This is a genomic window from Ciceribacter sp. T2.26MG-112.2 (assembly GCF_900492205.1).
Lineage (GTDB): Bacteria > Pseudomonadota > Alphaproteobacteria > Rhizobiales > Rhizobiaceae > Allorhizobium > Allorhizobium naphthalenivorans_A.
The window spans coordinates 77625-100042 of sequence record NZ_UEYQ01000007.1; the positions used below are offsets into that span (position 1 = coordinate 77625).

Annotated in this window: 22 protein-coding genes and 2 pseudogenes; 11 read left to right on the forward strand and 13 right to left on the reverse strand. The window is 60.5% G+C overall.

The window, feature by feature from the left end; all coding sequences use genetic code 11:
- Positions 1-116 precede the first annotated feature (116 nt).
- Entirely contained in the window at positions 117-2213 is a 2097-nt protein-coding gene (locus tag DYZ14_RS12815) for a bifunctional rhamnulose-1-phosphate aldolase/short-chain dehydrogenase (protein WP_154721039.1), read from the forward strand.
- 47 nt (positions 2214-2260) lie between these two features.
- Here the strand turns inward: DYZ14_RS12815 and DYZ14_RS12820 are convergent, their stop codons facing one another.
- On the reverse strand, positions 2261-2419 hold the full coding sequence (locus DYZ14_RS12820) for a YqaE/Pmp3 family membrane protein (protein WP_154721040.1): 159 nt from the start codon (positions 2417-2419) through the stop codon (positions 2261-2263).
- Positions 2420-2496: 77 nt separating this feature from the next.
- On the opposite strand from DYZ14_RS12820, the gene rhaI reads away from it, so the two are divergent.
- On the forward strand, positions 2497-3789 hold the full coding sequence (gene rhaI, locus DYZ14_RS12825; protein WP_154721041.1) for an L-rhamnose catabolism isomerase: 1293 nt from the start codon (positions 2497-2499) through the stop codon (positions 3787-3789).
- A 287-nt stretch (positions 3790-4076) separates the two neighbouring features.
- Here rhaI and DYZ14_RS12830 read toward each other — a convergent pair.
- The 11 genes and pseudogenes from DYZ14_RS12830 to DYZ14_RS24395 form a co-directional block, all read right to left on the reverse strand.
- A pseudogene (locus DYZ14_RS12830) lies at positions 4077-4472 on the reverse strand (cysteine hydrolase family protein); the annotation flags it as partial.
- 175 nt (positions 4473-4647) lie between these two features.
- On the reverse strand, positions 4648-5628 hold the full coding sequence (locus DYZ14_RS12835; RefSeq protein ID WP_003501092.1) for an ExeA family protein: 981 nt from the start codon (positions 5626-5628) through the stop codon (positions 4648-4650).
- Entirely contained in the window at positions 5625-7277 is a 1653-nt protein-coding gene (locus DYZ14_RS12840) for an IS481 family transposase (RefSeq protein ID WP_003501095.1), read from the reverse strand. The genes DYZ14_RS12835 and DYZ14_RS12840 overlap by 4 nt, the downstream gene beginning before the upstream one ends.
- Positions 7270-7872: a recombinase family protein gene (locus DYZ14_RS12845; RefSeq protein ID WP_003501098.1), complete on the reverse strand. Its 603-nt coding sequence runs from the start codon at positions 7870-7872 to the stop codon at positions 7270-7272. Before DYZ14_RS12845 ends, DYZ14_RS12840 begins: the two co-directional genes overlap by 8 nt.
- Positions 7873-8212: 340 nt before the next feature.
- On the reverse strand, positions 8213-9133 hold the full coding sequence (locus DYZ14_RS12850) for a LysR family transcriptional regulator (RefSeq protein ID WP_154721043.1): 921 nt from the start codon (positions 9131-9133) through the stop codon (positions 8213-8215).
- Positions 9134-9145: 12 nt separating this feature from the next.
- Entirely contained in the window at positions 9146-10144 is a 999-nt protein-coding gene (locus DYZ14_RS12855; protein WP_003501101.1) for a phosphonate dehydrogenase, read from the reverse strand.
- 13 nt (positions 10145-10157) lie between these two features.
- Positions 10158-10964, reverse strand: coding sequence for a phosphonate ABC transporter, permease protein PhnE (phnE, locus tag DYZ14_RS12860; protein ID WP_006473411.1), 807 nt, complete (start codon positions 10962-10964; stop codon positions 10158-10160).
- Between the two features lie 70 nt (positions 10965-11034).
- Positions 11035-11883 carry a phosphate/phosphite/phosphonate ABC transporter substrate-binding protein gene (gene phnD / locus DYZ14_RS12865; protein ID WP_003501103.1) on the reverse strand — a complete coding sequence of 283 codons (849 nt, stop codon included), beginning with the start codon at positions 11881-11883 and terminating at the stop codon, positions 11035-11037.
- Positions 11880-12689: a phosphonate ABC transporter ATP-binding protein gene (gene phnC / locus DYZ14_RS12870; protein WP_006473175.1), complete on the reverse strand. Its 810-nt coding sequence runs from the start codon at positions 12687-12689 to the stop codon at positions 11880-11882. The genes phnD and phnC overlap by 4 nt, the downstream gene beginning before the upstream one ends.
- A 208-nt stretch (positions 12690-12897) precedes the next feature.
- Positions 12898-13191 (reverse strand): IS66 family insertion sequence element accessory protein TnpB, encoded by a 294-nt coding sequence (gene tnpB / locus DYZ14_RS24660; RefSeq protein WP_080600525.1) that lies wholly within the window; start codon positions 13189-13191, stop codon positions 12898-12900.
- Positions 13192-13364: 173 nt separating this feature from the next.
- Positions 13365-13571 (reverse strand): annotated as a pseudogene (locus tag DYZ14_RS24395) (cysteine hydrolase); the annotation flags it as partial.
- A 326-nt stretch (positions 13572-13897) separates the two neighbouring features.
- Here DYZ14_RS24395 and DYZ14_RS12885 point away from each other — a divergent pair.
- From DYZ14_RS12885 to DYZ14_RS12900, 4 genes are all read left to right on the forward strand, one after another.
- The gene (locus tag DYZ14_RS12885) at positions 13898-14236 is read left to right on the forward strand and encodes a hypothetical protein (RefSeq protein ID WP_154721045.1); all 339 of its coding nucleotides are present in this window, start codon (positions 13898-13900) and stop codon (positions 14234-14236) included.
- Between the two features lie 17 nt (positions 14237-14253).
- Positions 14254-14493 (forward strand): hypothetical protein, encoded by a 240-nt coding sequence (locus DYZ14_RS12890; protein WP_195949945.1) that lies wholly within the window; start codon positions 14254-14256, stop codon positions 14491-14493.
- 125 nt (positions 14494-14618) lie between these two features.
- A complete protein-coding gene (locus DYZ14_RS12895) occupies positions 14619-14825 on the forward strand; it encodes a hypothetical protein (protein WP_232365531.1) in 207 nt (68 codons plus the stop codon).
- 256 nt (positions 14826-15081) lie between these two features.
- Positions 15082-15861 (forward strand): IclR family transcriptional regulator, encoded by a 780-nt coding sequence (locus tag DYZ14_RS12900; RefSeq protein WP_154721046.1) that lies wholly within the window; start codon positions 15082-15084, stop codon positions 15859-15861.
- Between the two features lie 43 nt (positions 15862-15904).
- Here the strand turns inward: DYZ14_RS12900 and DYZ14_RS12905 are convergent, their stop codons facing one another.
- Complete coding sequence (locus DYZ14_RS12905; protein WP_154721047.1) at positions 15905-17302, reverse strand: FAD-binding oxidoreductase; 1398 nt, start codon at positions 17300-17302, stop codon at positions 15905-15907.
- Between the two features lie 217 nt (positions 17303-17519).
- Between DYZ14_RS12905 and DYZ14_RS12910 the strand changes: the two genes are divergently transcribed.
- From DYZ14_RS12910 to dmpG, 5 genes are all read left to right on the forward strand, one after another.
- On the forward strand, positions 17520-18524 hold the full coding sequence (locus tag DYZ14_RS12910; RefSeq protein WP_154721048.1) for a TRAP transporter substrate-binding protein: 1005 nt from the start codon (positions 17520-17522) through the stop codon (positions 18522-18524).
- Between the two features lie 102 nt (positions 18525-18626).
- Entirely contained in the window at positions 18627-19109 is a 483-nt protein-coding gene (locus DYZ14_RS12915; protein ID WP_154721049.1) for a TRAP transporter small permease, read from the forward strand.
- Entirely contained in the window at positions 19106-20389 is a 1284-nt protein-coding gene (locus DYZ14_RS12920; RefSeq protein WP_154721050.1) for a TRAP transporter large permease, read from the forward strand. The genes DYZ14_RS12915 and DYZ14_RS12920 overlap by 4 nt, the downstream gene beginning before the upstream one ends.
- Before the next feature lie 17 nt (positions 20390-20406).
- Positions 20407-21318 carry an acetaldehyde dehydrogenase (acetylating) gene (locus DYZ14_RS12925; protein WP_154721051.1) on the forward strand — a complete coding sequence of 304 codons (912 nt, stop codon included), beginning with the start codon at positions 20407-20409 and terminating at the stop codon, positions 21316-21318.
- 11 nt (positions 21319-21329) lie between these two features.
- Positions 21330-22355, forward strand: a complete 1026-nt coding sequence (dmpG, locus tag DYZ14_RS12930; RefSeq protein ID WP_154721052.1) for a 4-hydroxy-2-oxovalerate aldolase — start codon at positions 21330-21332, stop codon at positions 22353-22355.
- The last annotated feature ends 63 nt before the right edge of the window (positions 22356-22418 follow it).

A 22418-nucleotide genomic window follows, 5' to 3' on the forward strand; every position in this document is an offset into this window, starting at 1 on the left:
TGTTTCTGATCGAAATTGATTGACAATCGTCGCAAGGATGCGCGATACCGTCGACCAGAAGGAGATGGGCCGTCTTTGCGCGCTGCCCATGAATCGACATGCACAGGGAGGAAGCAATGACGGGCCAAACCCGCCTTCTCGAAAACCGTTGGGACGACGCTTACGCTGCAAAGCTCGACGAGCCCGGCAAGCTGCTCTACCGGTCCAATCTGTTGGGCGCCGACAAGCGCATCACCAATTACGGCGGCGGCAACACATCGGCAAAGGTCATGGAAACCGATCCGCTGACCGGCGAGAAGGTTCGCGTCATGTGGGTCAAGGGTTCCGGCGGCGACATCGGCACGATCAAGCTCGACGGTTTCTCCACCCTCTATATGGACAAGCTCGAAGCGCTGAAGACGCTCTACAAGGGCGTCGAGGACGAGGACCGCATGGTCAGCTTCCTGCCGCACTGCACATTCAACCTGAACCCGCGTGCCGCCTCCATCGACACCCCCCTGCACGGTTTCGTGCCCTTCACCCATGTCGACCACATGCATCCCGACGCGATCATCGCGATCGCCGCTTCGAAGAACTCGAAGGAACTGACGCAGAAGATCTTCGGCGCCGACATCGGCTGGCTTCCCTGGCGCCGTCCGGGCTTCCAGCTCGGCCTCGACCTCGAAGCCTTCGTCAAGGCCAACCCGACTGCCCAGGGCGTCGTTCTCGAAAGCCACGGCCTGTTCACCTGGGCGAACGACGCCAAGGACTGCTACCTGCTGACGCTCGAGATCATCAACAAGGCGATCGAGTGGTTCGCCAAGGAAACCGAAGGCAAGACCATCTTCGGCGGCGCCGTCGCCATGAGCCTGCCGGAAGCCGAACGCCGCGCGATCGCCGCGAAGTTGATGCCGGAAATCCGTGGCTGCATCGGCAAGGCGGAGCGCAAGCTCGGTCATTTCGACGACCAGGCCGCCGTGCTCGAATTCGTCAATTCCAGGGATCTTCAGGCGTTGGGAAGCCTCGGCACCTCCTGCCCCGACCACTTCCTGCGCACCAAGATCCGCCCACTGATCGTCGATTTCGACCCGGCCAAGCCCGACGCCGATGCGGTGATCGCCGGCCTGGACAAGGCACTGGAAGACTACCGCGCCGACTACACGCGCTATTACGAGAGCTGCAAGCACGACAATTCGCCGAAGATGCGCGACCCCAATCCGGTCATCTTTCTGGTCCCGGGCGTCGGCATGCTGTCCTTTGCCAAGGACAAGGCGACCGCCCGCATTGCCGGCGAGTTCTACGTCAACGCCATCAACGTGATGAGGGGCGCCTCGACGGTATCCGAATATCAGGGCCTGCCCGAACAGGAGGCCTTCGACATCGAATACTGGCTGCTTGAGGAAGCGAAACTCCAGCGCATGCCCAAGCCGAAGTCGCTGGCCGGCCGCGTCGCTTTCGTCACAGGCGGCGCCGGCGGCATCGGCCGCGCCACGGCCGAGCGCCTGATGGCGGAAGGCGCCTGTGTAGTACTGGCCGACATCGACGCCAATGCGCTCGCGGACACCATGGCCGACTTCTCCAGGCGTTACGGCGGCGACAACGTCCGGTCCGTCACGCTCGACGTGACCAAGGAAGAAGCCGTCGCCTCCACCTTCGCCGAGGCCTGCATCGAATTCGGCGGCGTCGACATTCTCGTCTCCAATGCCGGCATCGCCTCATCGGCCCCGGTCGAGGACACGACGCTTCAAATGTGGAACAAGAATATCGACATCCTGGCGACCGGCTACTTCCTCGTCTCGCGGGAGGCCTTCCGCCTGTTCCGCCGCCAGGCGATCGGCGGCAATATCGTCTTCGTCGCCTCAAAGAATGGCCTTGCCTCCTCGCCCAACGCGTCGGCCTACTGCACCGCCAAGGCCGCCGAAATTCACCTCGCCCGCTGCCTGGCGCTGGAAGGCGCGGACGCCGGCATCCGCGTTAACACGGTCAATCCGGATGCAGTGCTGCGCGGTTCGAAGATCTGGAACGGCGAATGGCGCGAACAGCGTGCGGCGTCCTCCAAGATCGAGGTCACCGATCTGGAGGAGCATTACCGCAAGCGCTCGATGCTGAAGCTCAACGTCTTCCCCGAGGATATTGCCGAAGCGATCTACTTCCTCGCCTCCGACCTCTCCGCCAAGTCGACCGGCAACATCATCAATGTCGATGCCGGCAACGCCCAGAGCTTCACGCGCTGATCAAGCCTCCCAAGCCCGCCACGGCGCCAATGCCGTGGCGGTGGCCGCTATCTCCGCAGGATCACCCATATGGCGTGAATGATCCCCGGAACATAGCCACACAGGGTCAGCAGTATGTTGAGCCAGAAATGCAGGCCGATGCCGACCTGTAGGAAGACACCGACCGGCGGCAGGAGGATGGCGAGCAGTATGCGTACGACGTCCATGAATGTCCCATTTTGCAATGATCGAATTGACGTAGAACGCGGACGGACGACAATCGTTCGCGGGGAGGAGAGATAACATGACGGATAGCCAGATTTCGTCGGACCTGATTGGCGCCGAGAACGACAAGCGCGCCACCGCGCTTAAATCCGACTATGCGGCGCTCGGCGAAAAGCTCGCTCGCGGCAACGTCGACATCGAGACGGTCACCATCAAGGTCGCCGAATTCTTGGTCGCCGTTCCCTCCTGGGGTGTCGGCACCGGCGGCACTCGCTTTGCCCGCTTTCCCGGCCTCGGCGAGCCGCGCCATATCTTCGACAAGCTGGAAGACTGCTCGGTCATCAACGAACTGACGCGCGCCACGCCGACGGTGTCACTGCATATCCCATGGGACAAGGCCGATCCGAAGGAGCTGAAGGCGAAGGGCGAGGCGCTGGGCTTGGGCTTCGACGCCATGAACTCCAACACGTTTTCGGATGGACCCGACCAGGCCCATTCCTACAAGTTTGGGTCGCTCAGCCACGTAGACGCGGCGACCCGCGCCCAGGCCGTCGAACACAACATCGAATGCATCGAGCTTGGCAATGCGATCGGCTCGAAGGCGCTGACCGTATGGGTCGGAGACGGCTCCAACTTTCCCGGCCAATCAAACTTCACCCGGCAGTTCGAGCGCTATCTCGCCGCCATGGCCGACATCTACAAGGCGCTGCCCGACGACTGGCGGATCTTCTCCGAACACAAGATGTACGAGCCGGCCTTCTATTCGACCGTCGTCCAGGACTGGGGCTCCAACCTGCTGATCGCCCAGACGCTCGGTGACAAGGCCTTCTGCCTGGTCGACCTCGGCCACCATGCGCCCAACACCAATATCGAGATGATCGTCGCCCGCCTGATCCAGTTCGGCAAGCTCGGCGGCTTCCATTTCAACGATTCGAAATATGGCGACGACGACCTCGACGCCGGGTCGATCGAGCCCTATCGCCTGTTCCTGGTGTTCAACGAACTGGTCGATGCCGAACATCGCGGCGTCAAGGGTTTCCACCCGGCCCATATGATCGACCAGAGCCACAACGTCACCGACCCGATCGAAAGCCTGATCTCCAGCGCCAACGAGATCCGCCGCGCCTATGCCCAGGCCCTGCTGGTCGACCGTGCAGCCCTTGAAGGTTTCCAGGACAGCAATGACGCTCTGATGGCGACGGAAACGCTCAAACGCGCCTACCGCACCGATGTCGAGCCGATCTTGGCGGAAGCCCGCCGTCGCGCCGGCGGGGCGATCGATCCGGTCGCCACCTATCGCGCCAGCGGCTACCGCGCCCGGGTCGCCTCCGAGCGCCCGGCAGTCAAGGGCGGCTCCGGCGGAATCGTCTGACTTCCGCCTATGCCAAACGGCTGACTCTCGCCGTGTCTTGGCCCGCACGCCGAGATATGGCGGCTCATTGAAGCTCAAGTAGCCAATCTGCTGCTGGACCCTTGAGTAGCCGCCGCAATCAGTCTGGAAATCGCGATCGTGTCGCAGGGTGGCGGTGGTCACCAGTGTCTTCCCGAAGGGTCGGCCTGTTCTGGACCCTCGGAAGATCACTGTGGGTGAGCTTTGATATCGTCAGTCCGGGCGACCACACGAACGTGCACCTACATTCACGCACCCCGTCTGTCCTGTCAGTAGGAGGCCCGATCCGATGAGAGAAACTCGCGTGTCTCGCAGAGCTCCACGTGCGTCGAGAAGCGGCCACCCAATAATTTCAGTGAGGCGTCGTAGGTTTCATCCAGCCCGCTAAAGACCGCATCCTTGAGAACAACGACCCGGTAGCCGAGGTCGATCCCTCCAAGGACAGTGGCAAGCACGCAGACGTCGCTTTCACCACCACTGATCACAAGGCTGTTGACCCCATCCCGGCGAAGCCGGGCATGGAGGCGCCCGTCGATCCAGGGGGAATAGGTGCGCTTGTCGAAAACGGTGGCCGGCGGAACGAAATCGCGCAGGTGACGCACGAGATCGGTCATGTCAGCGGGGAGGTGCTCGCCCGTCATCATCCACCACTTCTCGTAGTAGTTGTAGCGGCTTGCCAACATAAGCGCCTCTGCTCGCAAACATCGGCATTTTCTGCTCGAATTATCTGACAATGGAGCGGGCGTCGTGCTCACGCTCTTTGCCAATGTGCTCGCAAACATCCGGGTCTGCTTGCAAACATCCGCCACGTGCTCAGATTAATTGCCAGCGACGGCATGGTCAAACCGGGACGCCTGCCTGTCGTAGTTGCTCGGTCAGCTGACGGGAATATTCGGGATCAAGGGTGCCCGCCAGGAAGGCGCGGATATCCGACGGCCGAGCATTGAGGTGCGTGACCAGAGCCGTCGCATCGTAACCATTTCGGGTCAACGTCGGTTCGAGATCGTCGATGGCGCGGGACAGGACCTGCTCGACGATTTCGGCGGTAACCGGCTTGGCGCCGAGGCGAAAGCCCTGCTCGAATGCGAGGGTGAGATGCATCTCGATCTGAAGCGGCGTGCGCAAACGTTCGGCGATGAGGTCGATGGCTTCTTCCTCGAGGAGTTCGCCAACCTTTACGCCTTCGGCCGCACAGGCGCCAAGCAGCCAGGCAACATAGTCGCGGCGCGCGGAGCCGATCCCCTCGTAGTCAAAAATGGTCGTGCGGTAGCCAATCTCCTCCATTTGCGGCCGGCGCAGATCATTGCGCAACCGGGGATGCCCGACAAGAAGTACGGAAAGGAGCACGCCGGCGTCGGCGACCACCTCCATCAGTCGCTTCAGGCCGGTTAAGGTCTTGTGGTGCAGGTCATGGGCCTCGTCGACCACGAGGACGATCGGCCGTTTGCCTTTTTTCATGATGTCGCGCAGGTCGCGCTCCCGGCGCTCGGCCTGCTTGGGGATCTTGACCTGCGCACGATCGCCGGGAGACAAGTCGTAGAACAGGGCTTCAATGAGCGATGGCAGCGAAGTGCGCCGCTTGTCGACCGCCAGCGATTTGGCGAGTGCGACCTTGCCGGCTTTGGTGAGTTCGGCCTCGATGCGGCGCAAAAGGTGGGTTTTCCCCGAACCGACCAGGCCGGAGACCACGACAAGCCGACCGGTCTGGACGGCCGCACACACCTCGCGGATGATCGTGCGCTGATGCTCGGTCTCAAAGTTGCCGGCCCCTTGGAAAGGCCGGTCGAGGCCGTAACTGGATTGAACGTCAGCGAGCATCATTCTTCCTTTCTTCGCGCCTGGAAGCGTTCGCGGATACGGGCCGCGATCATCTTTTTGTCGAGTGTTTCTCCAAGCAGTTCATTGATGAAGGCGCGGTCACCGGCATTCATCGCGCCGATCGGCCGGCCGAGCTGGTCGGCGATGGCCCCACGGGCTGCGAGGCCATTTGGATAAGCGGTCTCTATTGCGGGTTCCGGAAACGGTGTCCGCCGTACACTCAGCCCAGCCGTGGTCGGGGGCAGCGAAGGCAATGGACGATCCCCGCCGGTGACCGCGGCGCGGGGGAGCCCAAGTTGGTCTGCCAGGCGCACCACCTTGTCGAGCCGCTCTTCGAGCTTGCTCTTCTGGTATTTGCGATAGCGAAAGAGGGGAACCGCCCCGCGCGAAGGTTGGAATGGACCGAAGCGCTTGCCCTCATGCTCGACGAACAGTTCCTGATCGAACAGGCCCCAGAGCAAGGTCACCGTTTCGCCGGCAAGTTCGGGCTCGACCTCATAGGATGCGCCTTCGACCGATACGGTCGCGTCTCCAGCAACCGTCCGTCGTTCCGGTTCGCGCGCAAAGGCGCAGAACCGCTCCCAGGAGCACATCGCCCGCACCCCGTCAGGAGGAAGATGCCGCAGCCAATCCTCGATGCGTGCATGAGACTCTGTGCGATGGTCGCCGTTATTGTAGGTGACCAAGGCGCGCCTGAGCCAAAGGTTGGCTTCCTCTTCGTCCTTCGGCTTGTGGAAATGATAGAGGGTCTCGTGCACTTCCTTGATCGTGCGAAACGGCCGCTCGACCTTGCCTTTCGCTCGCGCCGGCGTGCGCCGCTCGCTGTCCGACGGGGGCATATGCGTGAGAACCCGGACACCAAGGCTACCCATGACGGACTGGAAAACGCGCGAGCGGCTCACCGGCCCGTTATCCATATGGATGGTCGTTGGAATCCCCTGAAGCGGCAGTTCCGGTTCAGGCTTGGCGGCGAAGGCATTGTAGAGAAAGCGCAAGGCGGACTCCGCGTCCTCGCCGTAGACGGAGCGGTATTCCTGATAGCTCGCGCCGGAGCGATCATCGACCACGGAGAACAGCATCAGCGTCGGCCGGCCGCGCCCTTCCTCGACCCAAAGCGGCGCTTCCACCTGCTTCAGGTCGGACGGGCTCATGTCGAAGTGCCAGAGTTCGTTGGAACGCCGCGCCTGGAATCGGACGGCAGCCACCGGGCGGGTGACGCGCGCATAATCCAGGCCGGAAACACGCAGCAGCCGATCGACCGTTGCGCGTTTCAAGATGCCGGGCGGTGCACGGACCAGGCCATCGGGCGTCACCACGCCGTCTTCCTCAAGCAGCTTGATGGCGCGCGCCGTGGAGATATGCCGCCCCTTCCGGTTCGCCGTTCTGATCTTCAGGGCCGCGATGATTTCGGCATAGGTTTCCATCTCCGGCTGCGGGGCGATCCGGGAGGTTCCGTGATCGGCGCGCCGTACGGATTTCGGGCGGTTCAACTCCCGCAGCGCCCGATACAGGGTCCAGATCGAGATGCCGTAGGCATCGGCGGCACGAGCAACAATCTCGGTACGGCCTGGATCACGGGGAGAAAGCAGCGACAATCGGCGTCGAAGATCGACAAGAGCCTCTCCGGGCGGCCGCTTTCTCCGCTCAGCCATGGACGTCCTCGGATTCCACTGTTTTGGGAGAGCCACCCTTCTTGCCGATATGACGATAGAGGGTTGCAACAGAAACCCCCATGCGCTGCGCAATATTGCGTACCGGTATGCTGCCTTCCTTCATCAGGGCGCGCGCCGCGGCAATATCGCCCGGGCGCATCGCGGGCGGGCGGCCACCCTTGCGGCCACGTTGCCGCGCCTCGACCAGTCCAGCCGTCGTGCGTTCGCGGATCAGAGCACGTTCGAACTGGGCGATCGCACCGAAGACATGGAAGGTCAGCATGCCGCCCGGCGTCGTCGTATCAATGCTCTCGGTCAAGGACACGAGCCCGATCTTCGCGCGCTCCAACTCTTCCGCCGTCGCGATGAGCTTCTTTAGCGATCGCGCCAACCGATCGAGTTTCCAGACAACGAGCGTGTCACCAGTGCGAAGCACGTCGGAGAGAATTCGGCCCAATTCCGGGCGGTCATCGCGAGCGCCTGACCCGCGCTCGGTAAACACCTTCTCGCAACCGGCGCGTCTCAGCGCCTCAAGCTGAAGCTCCGGATTTTGATCGATCGTGCTGACCCTGGCGTACCCGACCCGCATAGCCATCCAAATGTTCTTGAAAGTCGTTGGACACATAGCATTTTGCGACAACCGTTTCTATAACAGTTTTGAGAAGATTCCATCGCGCCATTCAAGGGGCGTGACGGCATGCGCTATGGCATGCTCAAAAACCCTCGTTTATGACAAACGATCCATGGAAACCAACTATGTGTCTGACGGCCGAATATTCGCGACATGGAGCAGGGAACCTTACGCATCGAAAATCGGGCGGTCCCCGATCTTGTCCCCCTTGTATGGGATACTCCGGGAATTGAGGCGGCGATACCAAAGGATGCGGTCGGCCAGGCCGTTACCATGTTCGAGCCGCAGGAATGCGCCAACTACTTCAAATCTTGCGGATATGACCCCGAGTAATGTGGACGTGCTCTAGGTCACCCAGAGGGGCGCTCGCATCGAGTATAACCTTAAGCGCGATTGCTTCCGGTGAACCATCCTCCATATGTACGGGATGTACAGCCCACACAGACTTTTCGAGAACCACATTCTCAACAGAAACCTCATAAAGCCTACCCGACGCGAGCTCATCGAGGACAGTGCCCCTCATCACGATCGAAATGCCGAGACCAGCTCGAACTGCATGCTTCACAGCCTCAGTGCTCCCGACATTGAATGAGATTGGGAATTGCTCTGCCGCTTGGCCGAAGGCCTCGCGGAGCACGGATCCGGTACCGGTTCCACGTTCTCCGCCAATGAGGGACTCTTGAAATAACTCTGCCGCTTCAATTGTTTTTCGCGTCCTCCAATTATGCTGTGGGGATACGATTATTACCAGCTTTTCCTTCCGCCAAAGGCGGGCTTGATATCCTTTTCGATCGTCCCACCATTCGGTAAAGGCTAGATCAATCTCCTTCCTCAAGAGCTTTTCGATGATTTCAGGATTTGAGGCAACGGCCACCTCAGGTGGCCGGCCTTGAGCATCCTGTAAACGCTTCAAGTGGACTGGCAAAATATAGGTACCGATGTTAGTACTGGCACCCAACGTAATCCGGCCGCTGTGCAGGCGGTCCAGAGATCTCTTCGTGACGGTCAAAAGGCTGCGTGCGAATGGCAAGAATACGAGCCCTTGCCGAGTCGGCACACACTTGTCCTTCCTCCTCTCGACCAGCCGCACCCCTAGTATATCCTCCAATCGTTTCACATTATGTGAGACAGTCGGTTGGGATATCTGAAGCCGTCGCGACGCCTCGTGAAAGCTGCCAGTTTCGATTACCTCTATGAATGCTGCGACATGCGAAAGGCTAAACATTACTTTCTCTAATCAAGGAATTAGTTGAACCTCGTTAATTGCCGCACGAGGTCTTCGGCCTTGGACAAAATCTATAATGTTGTCAGCAGCCTCGTGCTCGATAGCCAAACGCGACTTCGCCACTGCTGAGCCTATGTGGGGTGTCAAGATCGAATCATGTTCGCGATTGAGGAGACCCCCGTGGACCTTGTCAGGCCGGTCGGGTCTGGCCCAGTCCTCCATCTCATAAACATCAGCGGCGTAGCCTCCCAAGCGCCCCGCCTGCAATGCAGCGACAACAGCCTCTTCATCAACCACGCTTCCGCGTGCAGGATTAATAAGAAGTGCTCCTTTGGGCATTTTGGCGAGTTGTTCAGCGCCGAGGAGATGCTTCGTTTCGGCCGAAAGCGGGAGTGCACACACAAGAAAGGTAGACGACGAGATCAACTGGTCAAATTCAAGAGGCTTTACGTTCAGTCTGATCTCATCGGCTTTGTCCAGGGATTGACGATCCCAGTACGACACAATGGCGCCGAAGGTACTTAGGCGCTGTGCTATAGCTTTTCCGATCGCTCCCATCCCTAAAATGCCGATTGCTGTGCCCTGCAGCCCAAGGCCGTAAAACCGAGGGCGCCAACCTTTGTAATCCCTCCTGACGCTCTTGTCGCCTGGCAGAATGTGCCGCCCAAGAGCAATCATCAGACCGATTGTAAGTTCGGCTGTCGGGTCAGTGAGAAGATCGGACACTATCGTGACGTGGACTCCACGCTGCGTGCAGGCTTCGATGTCGAAGTTATCGAAGCCTTTCAGCGCACATGCCACAAGTTGAAGATCGGGAGCGTGCGCGAGTACAGACGCGTCGATCATGTCCGGCATGAACGCCATCATCGCCTTGGCGTCGCTCAATTCTGCGAGCAGTTTCTCGCGGGGCCATGTATCATCAGTATCGTTGCAAACTAAACGAGCGTGGGGAGATAGCTTTGAGATAATCTCCTCGTGGACGCGATGGGTGATTACTACCTTTGGGAGCATTTAATTTATCCTTCTATTGCAGCTGGCGGCGGAGGAGAGCGCCGACCTGGTCAACGATGGTGACCATCAGAAGGACAACGAGCATGATCGCAAGAACCTCCTGATAATTCATGATCCGGAGGGATGTCATCAACTCGAAACCGATACCACCAGCTCCCACAGTGCCCAGGATTGTCGAGGCGCGGAAGTTGTACTCCCACCGATAGATGGTCACATCGGCCAATTGCGGTAGAACTTGTGGCAAGATCGCCCGCGTCACGATCTGGAACGGCGACGCACCAGCTGCGCGTGCGGCTTCTATAGGCGCATTATCGCAATGCTCGATCGCCTCCGCAAAGAACTTGCCCACCATGCCAACCGAGTGAAGACCAAGAGCCAGCACGCCTGGGAGCGCTCCAAATCCCACTGCCGCCACGAAGACGATGCCCATAATCAGCTCCGGGATCGACCGTAGACCATTCAACAATCCACGCGAGATCATATAGATGACAGCGTTGGGTGCTGTTTTCCCTGAGGCGAAAAAGCCAACTGGAAGTGATATCAGTACCGCGATCGCAGTCCCAGCTATACTCATCGCCAGAGTGTCGATGAGAGGGCTGATCCACTCCAAGCCTCGGTTGAAATCCGGGGGAAACATTTCCGTACCGAGCTGCCAGAGCGCAGGAAACCCAGATCCCAGACGCTCCAGATCAAGAAGACCGGAGTGATAACTGCTAACAATGATCACACACGCAATTGCCAACGCGATCACGCCAGCTCTGGTCCAAGCTTTGTTTTGATGTTGAAGGATAGAGTCGTAGTCGGCCGACGGCTGTGTCATCACATATCCTGGAAGAAAGGACGCAGGCCAGCGCCTGCGTCGAAAGGTGAGAAACTGTCTCGAACGCGCCTTACTGACTCAGGTCCAAGTTCAGCACTTTACCGAGCTCACGGACGACGTCGTAGGCTTTGTCATCGATCGGAGCGAACCCATCGGCTTTGAAGGATGCCAATACCTTTTCGTCTTTAAGGTCGATGAAGGCTTTGGTGATCGCCTCTTTCAACGAAGTGTCAAGATCCGACCGCATGGTCCAGGGGTACTGCGGGAACGGATCGGACTCGGCGAGGGCGATAACTTTCTTAGGATCAATGGTGCCACGAGCGACCATTGAATTGTAGATGGGCAACGAAAGTCCGCCAATCTGAGCATTGCCATTCTGCACTGCAATAGCCACGGCATCATGCGACCCTACGAAGTTCTCGCTATAGTCTTTTCCAGCCTCAACTCCGGCCTTAAGCAGCATAGATTTCGGGATAAGGTGGCTTGAGGTGGAAGCCACGTCCCCAAACGCGACCTTTTTCCCTTTTGCATCTTCAAGGCTTTCGATGCCAGCCTCTGCATTGGCGACAACTACAGCGCGATAGGTAGTTTCGCCATCCTTCATAAGTGCTGCGAAAGGCTCGATATCAGCCTTGGTTTTCGCGAGCGTGTAAGAGAGCGGCCCGAAATAAGCCAACTCAAGCCGGCCGAAACGCATCGCTTCGATCATTGACGAGTAGTCGGTCGTTACGATCAGTTCAATCTCCCGACCGAGTGTCTTCTCAAGATACTCCTCGAGAGGACGATTGTTTTTGATGACAGTGGCGGCGTTCTCGTCCGGTAGCAACGCGACGCGCAATGTCTCTGGATTTGAGCCAGCATGCGCCAACGAACTCCAGCCAAGAACGGCGAGGAATGCGAGGGACAGAAGCTTCTTCATAATGCGGCCTCCATGGCAGCTAAAGGTTGATCATACTCGTAGTTGGACAAATCTTGTGTTGTGGTCGGATTTCTTGGGGCGCTGCGGTAGATCGACGCACACATTTGATCGGTCAGTTCGTCGACAGCGGCGTCCGCAACCACTTCCCCGTCGCGCATAGCAATGACCCGGTCGCCGAACCGGCGAGCTAGATCGATCTGATGAAGGCTGATCACAGCAGTGATGCCGTCGGCTGTGCATATTTCGCGAAGCTGCGACAGGACCTCGACAGCCGTTTCAGGGTCCAGACTTGCAACGGGCTCATCTGCAAGGACCAGTTGGGGCTTCTGGACCAGCGCGCGCGCAATGCCCACCCGTTGCTGCTGACCGCCGGATAGTTGATCCGCCCTGACGAGAGCCTTATCAAGAAGGCCTACGCGTTCAAGGCATTCCAACCCCAGCCTTCGATCCGAACGCGGCATAGGGAACAACGTACGCCAGCCAGAGTGGTAGCCCAGGCGGCCCGTCATGACGTTGTCGAGCGCGCTCAAGCGCCCTATGAGTTGGTGCTGCTGGAATATCATCCCAGTTCGCCTTCGGTGAATGCGAAGCTTAGTTTCCGCATCCAGAGCACCAATATCGTTAGAAGTGATCGAACCAGACGTCGGCGCAACCAAGCCGTTGAGTGTCCGGATGAGGGTAGATTTGCCTGCGCCGGATCTACCGAGGAGCACGACGAACTGACCCTGGTTGAACGTCAATGTCGTTGTCTTCAAAGCTTGGGTGCCGTTGGCATAGGTCACGGCAACTCCGTTCAGAGCCAGCATCACAATAATCCTGATCGTTAGTGGTGCATCGATTGAATATTTGCATCACTATGGGCGACATATGACGTCCGTTTATCAGGCTCGTGAAACTTCAATGACAGCACTTAAACTCAGCTCTACCTCCTCGCGTAGCTGCGATGGAGAAATTTCACCCAGAGCCGCCTGATCATGACGGCCCGGTCCCAATTCTACACCACCTTGACGGATGCTATCCCATATTCGGCCAGATAAACCGGCCCTTCTCCAGCCGCCGGGTAAAAAGGCAGGCGCCCAGACCATCATGCCAGATGATCTTCAAAATATCCGATCTGCGGCCCCTGAAGACGAAGAGATGCCCTGACAACGGATCATGCTGCAGAACCTCCTGCACCCGAAGCGCCAAGGAGGGAAAGCCACAGCGCATGTCCGTATATCCGCGCCTTCCTGGCGGGCACCCTTGATCCCGAATATTCCCGTCAGCTGACCGAGCAACTACGACAGGCAGGCGTCCCGGTTTGACCATGCCGTCGCTGGCAATTAATCTGAGCACGTGGCGGATGTTTGCAAGCAGACCCGGATGTTTGCGAGCACATTGGCAAAGAGCGTGAGCACGACGCCCGCTCCATTGTCAGATAATTCGAGCAGAAAATGCCGATGTTTGCGAGCAGAGGCGCTTATGTTGGCAAGCCGCTACAAGTAGTCTCGCCATCGACCGGGCATGTCGCCAGCCTTTCGCGGTGGCAAGAACCGCGTGAATATTGTGTGATCGGCGAGACGCTCGGCCGCCGCGAATATGTTCGCCGATACAGGCTCGAGCCAGGGAACGTGCCAGGGGGTATCTTCGGCAAACATGCGCTGCATGTCGATGCACAGATGCCGCCATTTTCCCGTATCGCCGTTCATCATCTGCCCAACTCCTTTGCGTCAGACGTGTGGGCCTGTGGCCCATTTCCTCGCTTGAGAAACTCCGAGCCGAGCGGCTTTCAAAAGGCTTGCCGAAAAACCGGCGGCAGCCCCGATTGTTCCGCGATGCGCGAGGAGTCCCAGCCTGGCATTTGCGCGATCGGACCGCGCGGCGACTGAGGACATCATCCGTCCTTTCTCGCAGAGGCAGCTTGAGTATCGTCCCCGATCCAACGTCGTCAGCAATTCCTCGCAATTGGCCACCGGCACGGAACAAGCTGTTGGCCATTCGGTTTAACTATCAGACAGACCGAGGAGCTAACGTGATGAGAGAAGCACTCCATATCTATCGCTTGGTACCCAGTGCTCCTCGGGATGATCCGAACTGGCAGAACAGTCTGATGCAGGGCGAGGTTGTCGTGAGGGCCGTTTCCCCCGGCGATGCCCGACTTGTGGCAGCCGAGGCGGAAGGGGATTTCCCGGATCTTGCGGCGAAGCCAGCCGAGGGGATTTCCACCACTCGAAGCTCCGCCTTCCTGAATGAAAAGCTCTACACCGTCATTCTCGAAGGAGACGCGGATCAAACGGGGGCCTGTGATCGGGGGGTGATCGACGGAAGGGTCAATACCCTGGCCGAAGCCCGCAGGGCGAAAGAGAAGCGTTAACATCAAGGAGAAGTGAAATGGCCATCAACGAACCGCGTGACGGCATCCCTGGCACGACCAGCCAGTCCCCGCGTTGGGAAGGTCCCAAGGAGAATAGGCCGCGAGGTTATCTTCCGGCAAAGGATGATCCCGATATCGACCGCGATGCAGTCGGCGAGAATCTGCAGGACCCCCGCAAAAAGACCCTGACAGACGCAATCAAGACCGGGGGTCGGCCAGTCACGAGCCAAAGCCGGCCGGTCAAGACGCCGGAGTAAAGCTTCGCCTGCAAGCGGTGACTTCCCGCAGCGCTTTCGTCACCGGGGCGGATCCGGCTCAAGCCCGAATGTCCGCCCCTGAGCCGTCGGCAAGCCACAGACGATATCACCAAGGAGGTATTCGAATGAGCGATGCCAAGGTTGATGTTGCCGGCGGTGGCAACGGGATTCTCCGCGTCGACTTCGGGCGAGCCGGAAGAAGGCTTGAGCGAGATTGGGTGGGACGAATCCTTCGCGATCTTCGAAAAATCGAAGCTCTCCTTTCTCTAACAAGACGAAACATCCGCGGAAAGACTTGCCGTTTCAACAAGTTCATTTCCAGGCAGGACTAGTGCTGCACGGGCCATGCAACAAACCCAATATGCCCCAAACGAATGGCTAGGCTGAGTGCTTGATCCAGACGTCCCTTGAAGTAGGAACAGCGAAAGCAGCACCTGTCAGCTGCATAACTGGATTTCACCAGATTGTTGCCCGACACGGCGGTGGAGTGGAACATCCCTATACTGGCATCCAAGTCCCTGATGGACGGCTCTTTCATGTCTGCCAAGAGGCGGTTAGAAAGGGGCGCAATTTTCAGAGAGGGTCATCATGGCTGCCGAGGCGGGCGAGGACGAAAAAGAGCGTGCACCGCGCAGCCAGACATTGGTGCGAGGGCTCGAGATCATCGACGCCGTGGCCGATCGCGCGCGCTCCATCGCCGAGATCGCGGCCATGACCGGGCTTACCTACAGCACGGTGCATCGGATCGTGTCGGTACTGCTGGAGCGACGCTATCTCAAGGCCGAGAACCCGCGCGAGTTTTGCTTAGGACCGCGTCTGATCGAGCTCGGCTTTGCCGCCTATTCCCAGACCGATCTGGTGCGCGTCGCACGTCCCTGGCTCGAAAACCTGTCACGCGAGACGCGCGACACGGTGCATCTGGCGCAACTCGACGGCTGGGAGGTCGCCTATCTCGACAAGTTGCGCGGCGCCCGCCCGGTCGAGATCAGTTCGCGGATCGGCGGACGCAAGCCGGTCGTCTCCACCGGCGTGGGCAAGGCGCTGATGCTCGACGAAACAGAGGCGACGTTGTCGCGACTCTATCAGCGAGACCACCACCTGCTGCCCGGCGGCACGACCGAAGCGGACTGGCTGAAGCTGATGGAGGCATACCGCACCGGCGGCTATTCCTACGACCTGGGCGAAGACGAGCCGTCGATTCGCTGCGTCGCAGCCCCGATCCGTGACGCCACGGGGCGGATCATCGCCGCGATCTCGGTCTCCTCGACACTCGAATACATGTCGCCGGACAGAATGCGCGATCTGGTGCCGGAAGTGCAGCGCGTGGCACAGGCGATCTCCACGGATCTCGGCGCGCGGCCGCGCTGAGCCGCGCTTCCTTTTCTCCGGTTCTCGATTGCCGGGGTGCAGTTCACAGAACCTTGCCCGGGTTGAGGATGCCTTTCGGGTCGAGGCTCTTCTTCAAATGGCGCAGCATGGCCAATTCGCTTTCCGAGCGGCTGTAGGCGAGCCAGGGTTTCTTGTGCAATCCGATGCCATGCTCGGCCGAGACGGACCCACCATAGGCCCGGATGATCTCGTAGACCGTCTTCTCGATGCCATGGCCGGTCGGATCGATATCGGTGATCGGCCCGGCGACAAGATGGATATTGCTGTCGCCGGCATGGCCGAAGAAGATCACTTGCAGCGCCGGAAAGGCCGCTTCCAGGGCGGCGCGGATTTCGTCGACGCAGGCGCCGATGCGGGCGAGCGGAACGGAGACGTCGAAATTGATCGTCGGCGCCCGCCTTGAAAGGATCTCGGCCACCCCGTCGCGCAACGACCAGAATGCCTCGACCTCCCGCTGCGACTGCGCGACCGCCGCATCGACCACCAGGCCCTCCTCGAAGGCCGTTTCCAACATCGCCTCGAAACCCGGTCGTTCGGCATCGGCATCGGCGCCTTGCATCTCGATCAGCGCATAGAGGGGATGATCGGGTGCGACCGGCGCCCGCTGTCCCGTTTCTTCGAGCACGGCGCGATAATAGTCGTTCCACATCAGCTCGAAGGCGGTCACCCGGCCGGACAGCGCGCGCTGTGCGTGGCGCAGCAGTCCCGCCGCCGCGTCGAAACCGGAGACCGCGACCAGCGCGGCATTGGCGCCGCCGACGCCCGGATGCAGCTTGAGGACCGCGCGCGTGATCACGCCGAGCGTGCCTTCCGAGCCGATGAAGAGATGCTTCAGATCGAGTGCCGCATTGTTCTTGGGCATGCGGTTCATCATCGGCAGGATGGTGCCGTCGGCAAGCACGACCTCCAGCCCCAGCACCAGATCGCGCGTCATGCCATAGCGAATGACCCGGTTGCCCCCGGCATTGGTGGCGATGTTGCCGCCGATCTGGCAGGATCCGCGTGCCCCGAGATCGAGCGGAAAGGACAAACCGGCGTCTAGGGCCCCCTCCTGGATGCGCTGCAGGATGCAGCCGGCACCGACGACCATCAGGCCGGATGCGGCGTCGATTTCCTCTATGCGATCCAGACCGGCAAGCGACAAGAGCACAGACCCTTCCGAAGGCACCGCGCCACCGGCCAGGCCGGAGCGCCCGCCCTGCGGGACGACGGGGGTGTCATAGTCGTGGCAGAGCCGCATGACCGCAGCCACGGCATCGGTATCACGCGGCATCACCAGGGCGAGCGGCGTTCCGCCGCGCTCGTCGCTCCAGTCGCGAAGGGCCGTATCCGGGATGTCCTTGCCAAGCTTCAGGTTGTTCGCGCCCACCGCACGGCCCAGCGCCGTGACGAGGCCTGCCGTCGATTGTTCCAGTGTCATGGGTTCCTCCCAGCCTAACCAATGTCCCGCTTCTGGCTAAAACTTGCACATATTGCAAACTGATTTTACTATTTGACAAAGAATTGCTCCTCTGGTTATTTCAGCCCCGCTGGGGGAGGAGCGGAGGCACCCGCCTTGCGCTCGGGTCCATCACAAAGCCCGGCCAGAGCCAGAGCGGAAAACCGGGAGCGGTTTCCGCATCACAGGGAGGACAGACATGTCGCTTACAAAAGCCGCGCACACGCTGCGCGCAGGTTTCGTTGCCGCATTCGCATCGGCCGCACTCTTCAGCACGACGGTGTCGGCCGAGCCGGAAATCACCTTCCGCGCCGCCCATTCCTCGACGCCGTCGTCGACCGGCCACAAGGCCTTCGAATTCCTCGACAAGGAACTGCGCGAGAAGTCCGGCGGCCGCATCGGCCTCGAGATCTTCCCGAACTCGCAGCTTGGCGGCGAGCGCGAACTGGTCGAGAACATCCAGTTCGGCAATGTCGATCTGACCTTCGTATCGTCGGCCCCGGTCGCATCCTTCGCGCCGCAATTCTTCGCCTTCGACGTCCCGTTCCTGTTCAAGGATCGTCCGCAGGCCTATGCCGTGCTTGACGGTGACGTCGGCAAGGAGATTCTCGCCTCGCTGAACGACAAGGGCATGGTCGGTCTGGCTTACTGGGAAAACGGTTTCCGTCAGCTGACCAACAACAAGAAGGAAATCCGTTCGCCGGACGATCTCGCCGGCCTGAAGATGCGCACCATGGAAAATGAGGTGCACATCGCGGCCTGGCGCGCCGAAGGCGCCAACCCGGCGCCGCTCGCCTTCAACGAGCTGTTCACCGCGCTGCAGCAAGGCACCTTCGATGCGCAGGAAGGCCCGATCAACCTGTTCTATGACATGAAGTTCAACGAGGTGCAGAAGTTCATCTCGAAGACCAACCACATCTATTCGCCTTGGCCGCTGCTGGCCAATCCGGACAAATTGGCGAGCCTGAGCGCCGAAGACCGTGCGGTCTTCGACGAAGCCGTCAAGGCGGCCACCGACTATCAGCGCGGTCTGGCCAAGGAGGCCGACGACAAGGCCGAAGCGGCCATGACCGACGTGACCTTCACCACGCTCACCCCGGAAGAGCTCAAGGCCTTCTCCGACAAGGTCGTTCCGATTGTCGATCTGGTCAAGCAGAAGGCCGGCACCGATCTCGTCGACCGCCTGCTGGCAGCCGCCAAGTAAGCATCACGTCCTTAAGGCCCGGCGCAACCGCCGCCGGGCCTTTTGCCGTCTTTCACTGAACTGGCGCGAGCGGGTGCACTCGGATTTGCGCGGGAGGAGTTCATGCTCAAGCTTATCGATGAGCATTTCGAGGAGACAATCGTCGTGGCCCTGATGGCCATGATGACGGTCCTGATCGGCGTGCAGATCTTCATGCGCTACGTGATGGGGGCATCGCTGTCCTGGTCGGAGGAACTGGCGCGCTATTTCTTCATCTGGGCAACCTATGTCGGCATCGCCTATGCGGTGCGCAAGGACGCGCATATCCGCGTGACCATGGGCACGGACCTCCTGTCGGCAAGGGGCCAGACCTATATCCGCATCCTGACCCATGTCATCTTCGGCGCCTTTGCGGTCTTCGTCATGTACCAGGGCTGGTTCATGGTCGAGAAGACCTTCCGCTTCGGGCAGAAATCCGCCTCGCTCGGCGTGCCGATGGGCATCATCTATCTCGCCCCGTTCACCGGCTTCCTGCTGGTGGTGCTGCGTCTCATCCAGGCCGTTGTGCTTGACCTGCGCGCCGGCAGGCAAGGAGCCGCCCGATGATTTCGCTGATCCTCTTCGGACTTCTCGCCCTCCTGCTACTGCTCTCCGTCCCGATCGCGATTTCGCTCGGCATCGCCTCGACCGTTGCGCTGATCGTCTCCGGCAAGGTGTCCGGCTCCTATGTGCCGCAGGGCCTGGTGACCTCGATCGACAGCTTCCCGCTGATGGCGGTTCCCTTCTTCATTCTCGCCGGCGACCTGATGGGCCAGGGCGGCCTGTCGCAGCGCCTGATCAATGTCGGCCGCATGTTCTTCGGTCGCTATACCGGCGGCATGGCGATCATCGCCGTCGTCACCTGCATCTTCTTCGCCGCCATCTCCGGCTCTGGACCGGCGACCGTGGCCGCCGTCGGCGCCATTCTGCTGCCGGCCATGGCCAGAGACGGCTACAGGCCGAGCTTCTCGTCCGGCCTGGTCGCTTGCTCCGGGTCGCTCGGCGTCATCATCCCGCCGTCGATCCCGATGGTCATCTATGCCACCTCCGCGAATGTCTCGGTTTCAAAGATGTTCATGGGCGGCGTTCTACCGGGCCTGCTGATCGGTTTCGCGCTGATCGCCTATGCCTGGCTACAGTCCAGGAAGGACGGCCAGAAGCCGGGCGACTATCGCCCGACGGGCCGCGAGATGCTGGCGGTTCTCAACGAGGCCAAATGGGCGCTAATGGTTCCCGTCATCATTCTCGGCGGCATTTATGGCGGGGTCTTCACCCCGACCGAGGCGGCCGCCGTGGGCGTGATCTACGGCCTGCTGGTCGGCACATTCGTCTATCGCGAACTGAAGCTCAAGGATCTCTGCAAGATCTTCGCCGGCTCGGCCCTCACCTCGGCGACCATCATGCTGATCGTCGGCACCGCGACCATCTTCGGTCGGGCGCTGGCGATCGAGGGTGTGCCGGTCATGCTCGCCGATTTCATCACCTCGGCCGTCGACCAGGCATGGTTGCTGCTTCTCGCCATCAATCTGATCCTTTTGATCGTCGGCACCTTCATGGAAACGATCGCGGCGATCATCATCCTGACGCCGATCCTTCTGCCCCTGGTGACTGCGCTTGGCGTCAGCGCCGAGCACTTCGGTATCGTGATGATCGTCAACCTGGCCATCGGCATGATCACCCCGCCGGTCGGCGTCAACCTATTCGTCGCCTCGCGCGTCTCGGGCCTGTCACTGGAGACGGTCGTCAAGGGTGCGATCACGCCCATGCTCGTCATGATCGCCGTGCTGATGGTCATAACCTATGTGCCAGCGGTTTCTCTGGCGCTGCCCGCCTTCTTCGGCATGTAATGTAAAGGATACCCAAAATGAGCAGGAAACTCAGGGCGGTCATAATCGGGCCCGGCAATATCGGCACCGATCTCCTGATGAAAATGAAGCGTTCCGAATGGGTGGAACCGGTCTGGATGGTGGGCATCGATCCGACCTCGGAGGGCCTGAAGCGCGCCGCCGACATGGGCGTCAAGACCTGTGCGACCGGCGTTGACGGGGTGCTCGATCAGATCATCGCCGATGACATCCGCGTCGCCTTCGACGCCACCTCGGCCTATGCGCATGCGGAAAACTCCCGCAAGCTCAACGAACTCGGCGTCATCATGGTCGATCTCACCCCGGCCGCCATCGGTCCGTTCTGCATTCCGCCGGTCAATCTCGCGGATCACGCCAAGAAACTCGAGATGAACGTGAACATGGTCACCTGCGGCGGCCAGGCCACCATTCCGATGGTGGCGGCAGTGTCGCGCGTGCAACCGGTCGAATATGGCGAGATCGTCGCGGCGGTATCGTCGCGTTCGGTCGGCCCAGGTACGCGCAAGAACATCGACGAATTCACCCGCACGACCGCCTCGGCCATCGAGAAGGTGGGCGGTGCCAAGCGCGGCAAGGCGATCATCATCGTCAATCCCGCCGAACCTCCGCTTCTGATGCGCGACACGGTGCATGTGCTGACCGAAGGCGAACCGGACCAGGCGGCGATCACCGAAAGCGTCAAGGCCATGGTGGCCGAGGTGCAGAAATACGTGCCCGGCTACAAGCTGGTGAACGGCCCGGTCTTCGACGGCAAGCGCGTTTCGATCTACCTGGAGGTCGAGGGCCTCGGCGACTTCCTGCCGAAATATGCCGGCAATCTCGACATCATGACGGCGGCCGCGCTGCGTACCGCCGAACTATTCGCGCAGGAGGCGGCCAATGGCGTCGTCACCCTGCCGGCGCGCGGCTGAGGAGAAAAATCATGACTATTGAAGGTCGCAAGATCACCCTTCACGAAATGAGCCTGCGCGACGGGATGCACGCCAAGCGCCACAAGATCTCGACCGACCAGATGGTGGCGATCGCCTCTGCCGCCGACGAGGCGGGCATGCCGTGGATCGAGGTCACCCATGGCGACGGCCTCGGCGGCGCCTCGGTCAACTATGGCTTCGCCGCTCACACGGACGCAGACTATCTGCGCGCCGTCGTGCCGAACCTGAAGCAGGCGAAGGTCTCCGCCCTCCTCCTGCCGGGCATCGGCACCGTGGACATGCTGAAGGAAGCCATCGACTGCGGCATTTCCGGCGTGCGCGTCGCGACCCACTGCACCGAGGCCGATTGCGCCGAACAGCACATCACCTATGCCGCCAAGACCGGTCTCGACACCGTCGGCTTCCTAATGATGTCGCACCGCGCCAGCCCGGATAAACTCGTCGAGCAGGCCCTGCTGATGGAAAGCTACGGCGCCAACTGCGTCTATTGCACCGATTCCGCCGGGCATATGCTGCCGGACGACGTGACGGCCCGCATCTCCGCGATCCGCGCCGCGCTTAAGCCTGAGACCGAGCTCGGCTTCCACGGTCACCACAATCTCGGCATGGGCATCGCCAATTCGGTCGCCGCGGTTGCCGCCGGTGCAAACCGTATCGACGGGGCGATCGCCGGACTCGGCGCCGGTGCCGGCAATGCCGCGACCGAACTGCTGGTCGCCGTGTTCGAGCGCATGGGGGCTCAGACGGGCGTCGATCTGTTCAAGATCATGGACGTCGCGGAGGATCTTGTCGTTCCGATGATGGACCGGCCGATCCGCGTCGATCGCGGATCGCTGGTGCTCGGCTATGCCGGCGTCTATTCCTCGTTCCTGCTGTTTGCCGAACGCGCCGAGAAACGCTACGGCGTGCCGGCCCGTGATCTGCTCCTTGAACTCGGACGTCGCGGCATGGTCGGTGGCCAGGAAGACATGATCGAGGACCTGGCACTGACGATGTCGCGGCAGAAAAACGCCTGACAGGTCGCCGTGGTCGACACGGCACCCTGATGTCCAATCAGATGCGGAGAACCTGGCACGGAG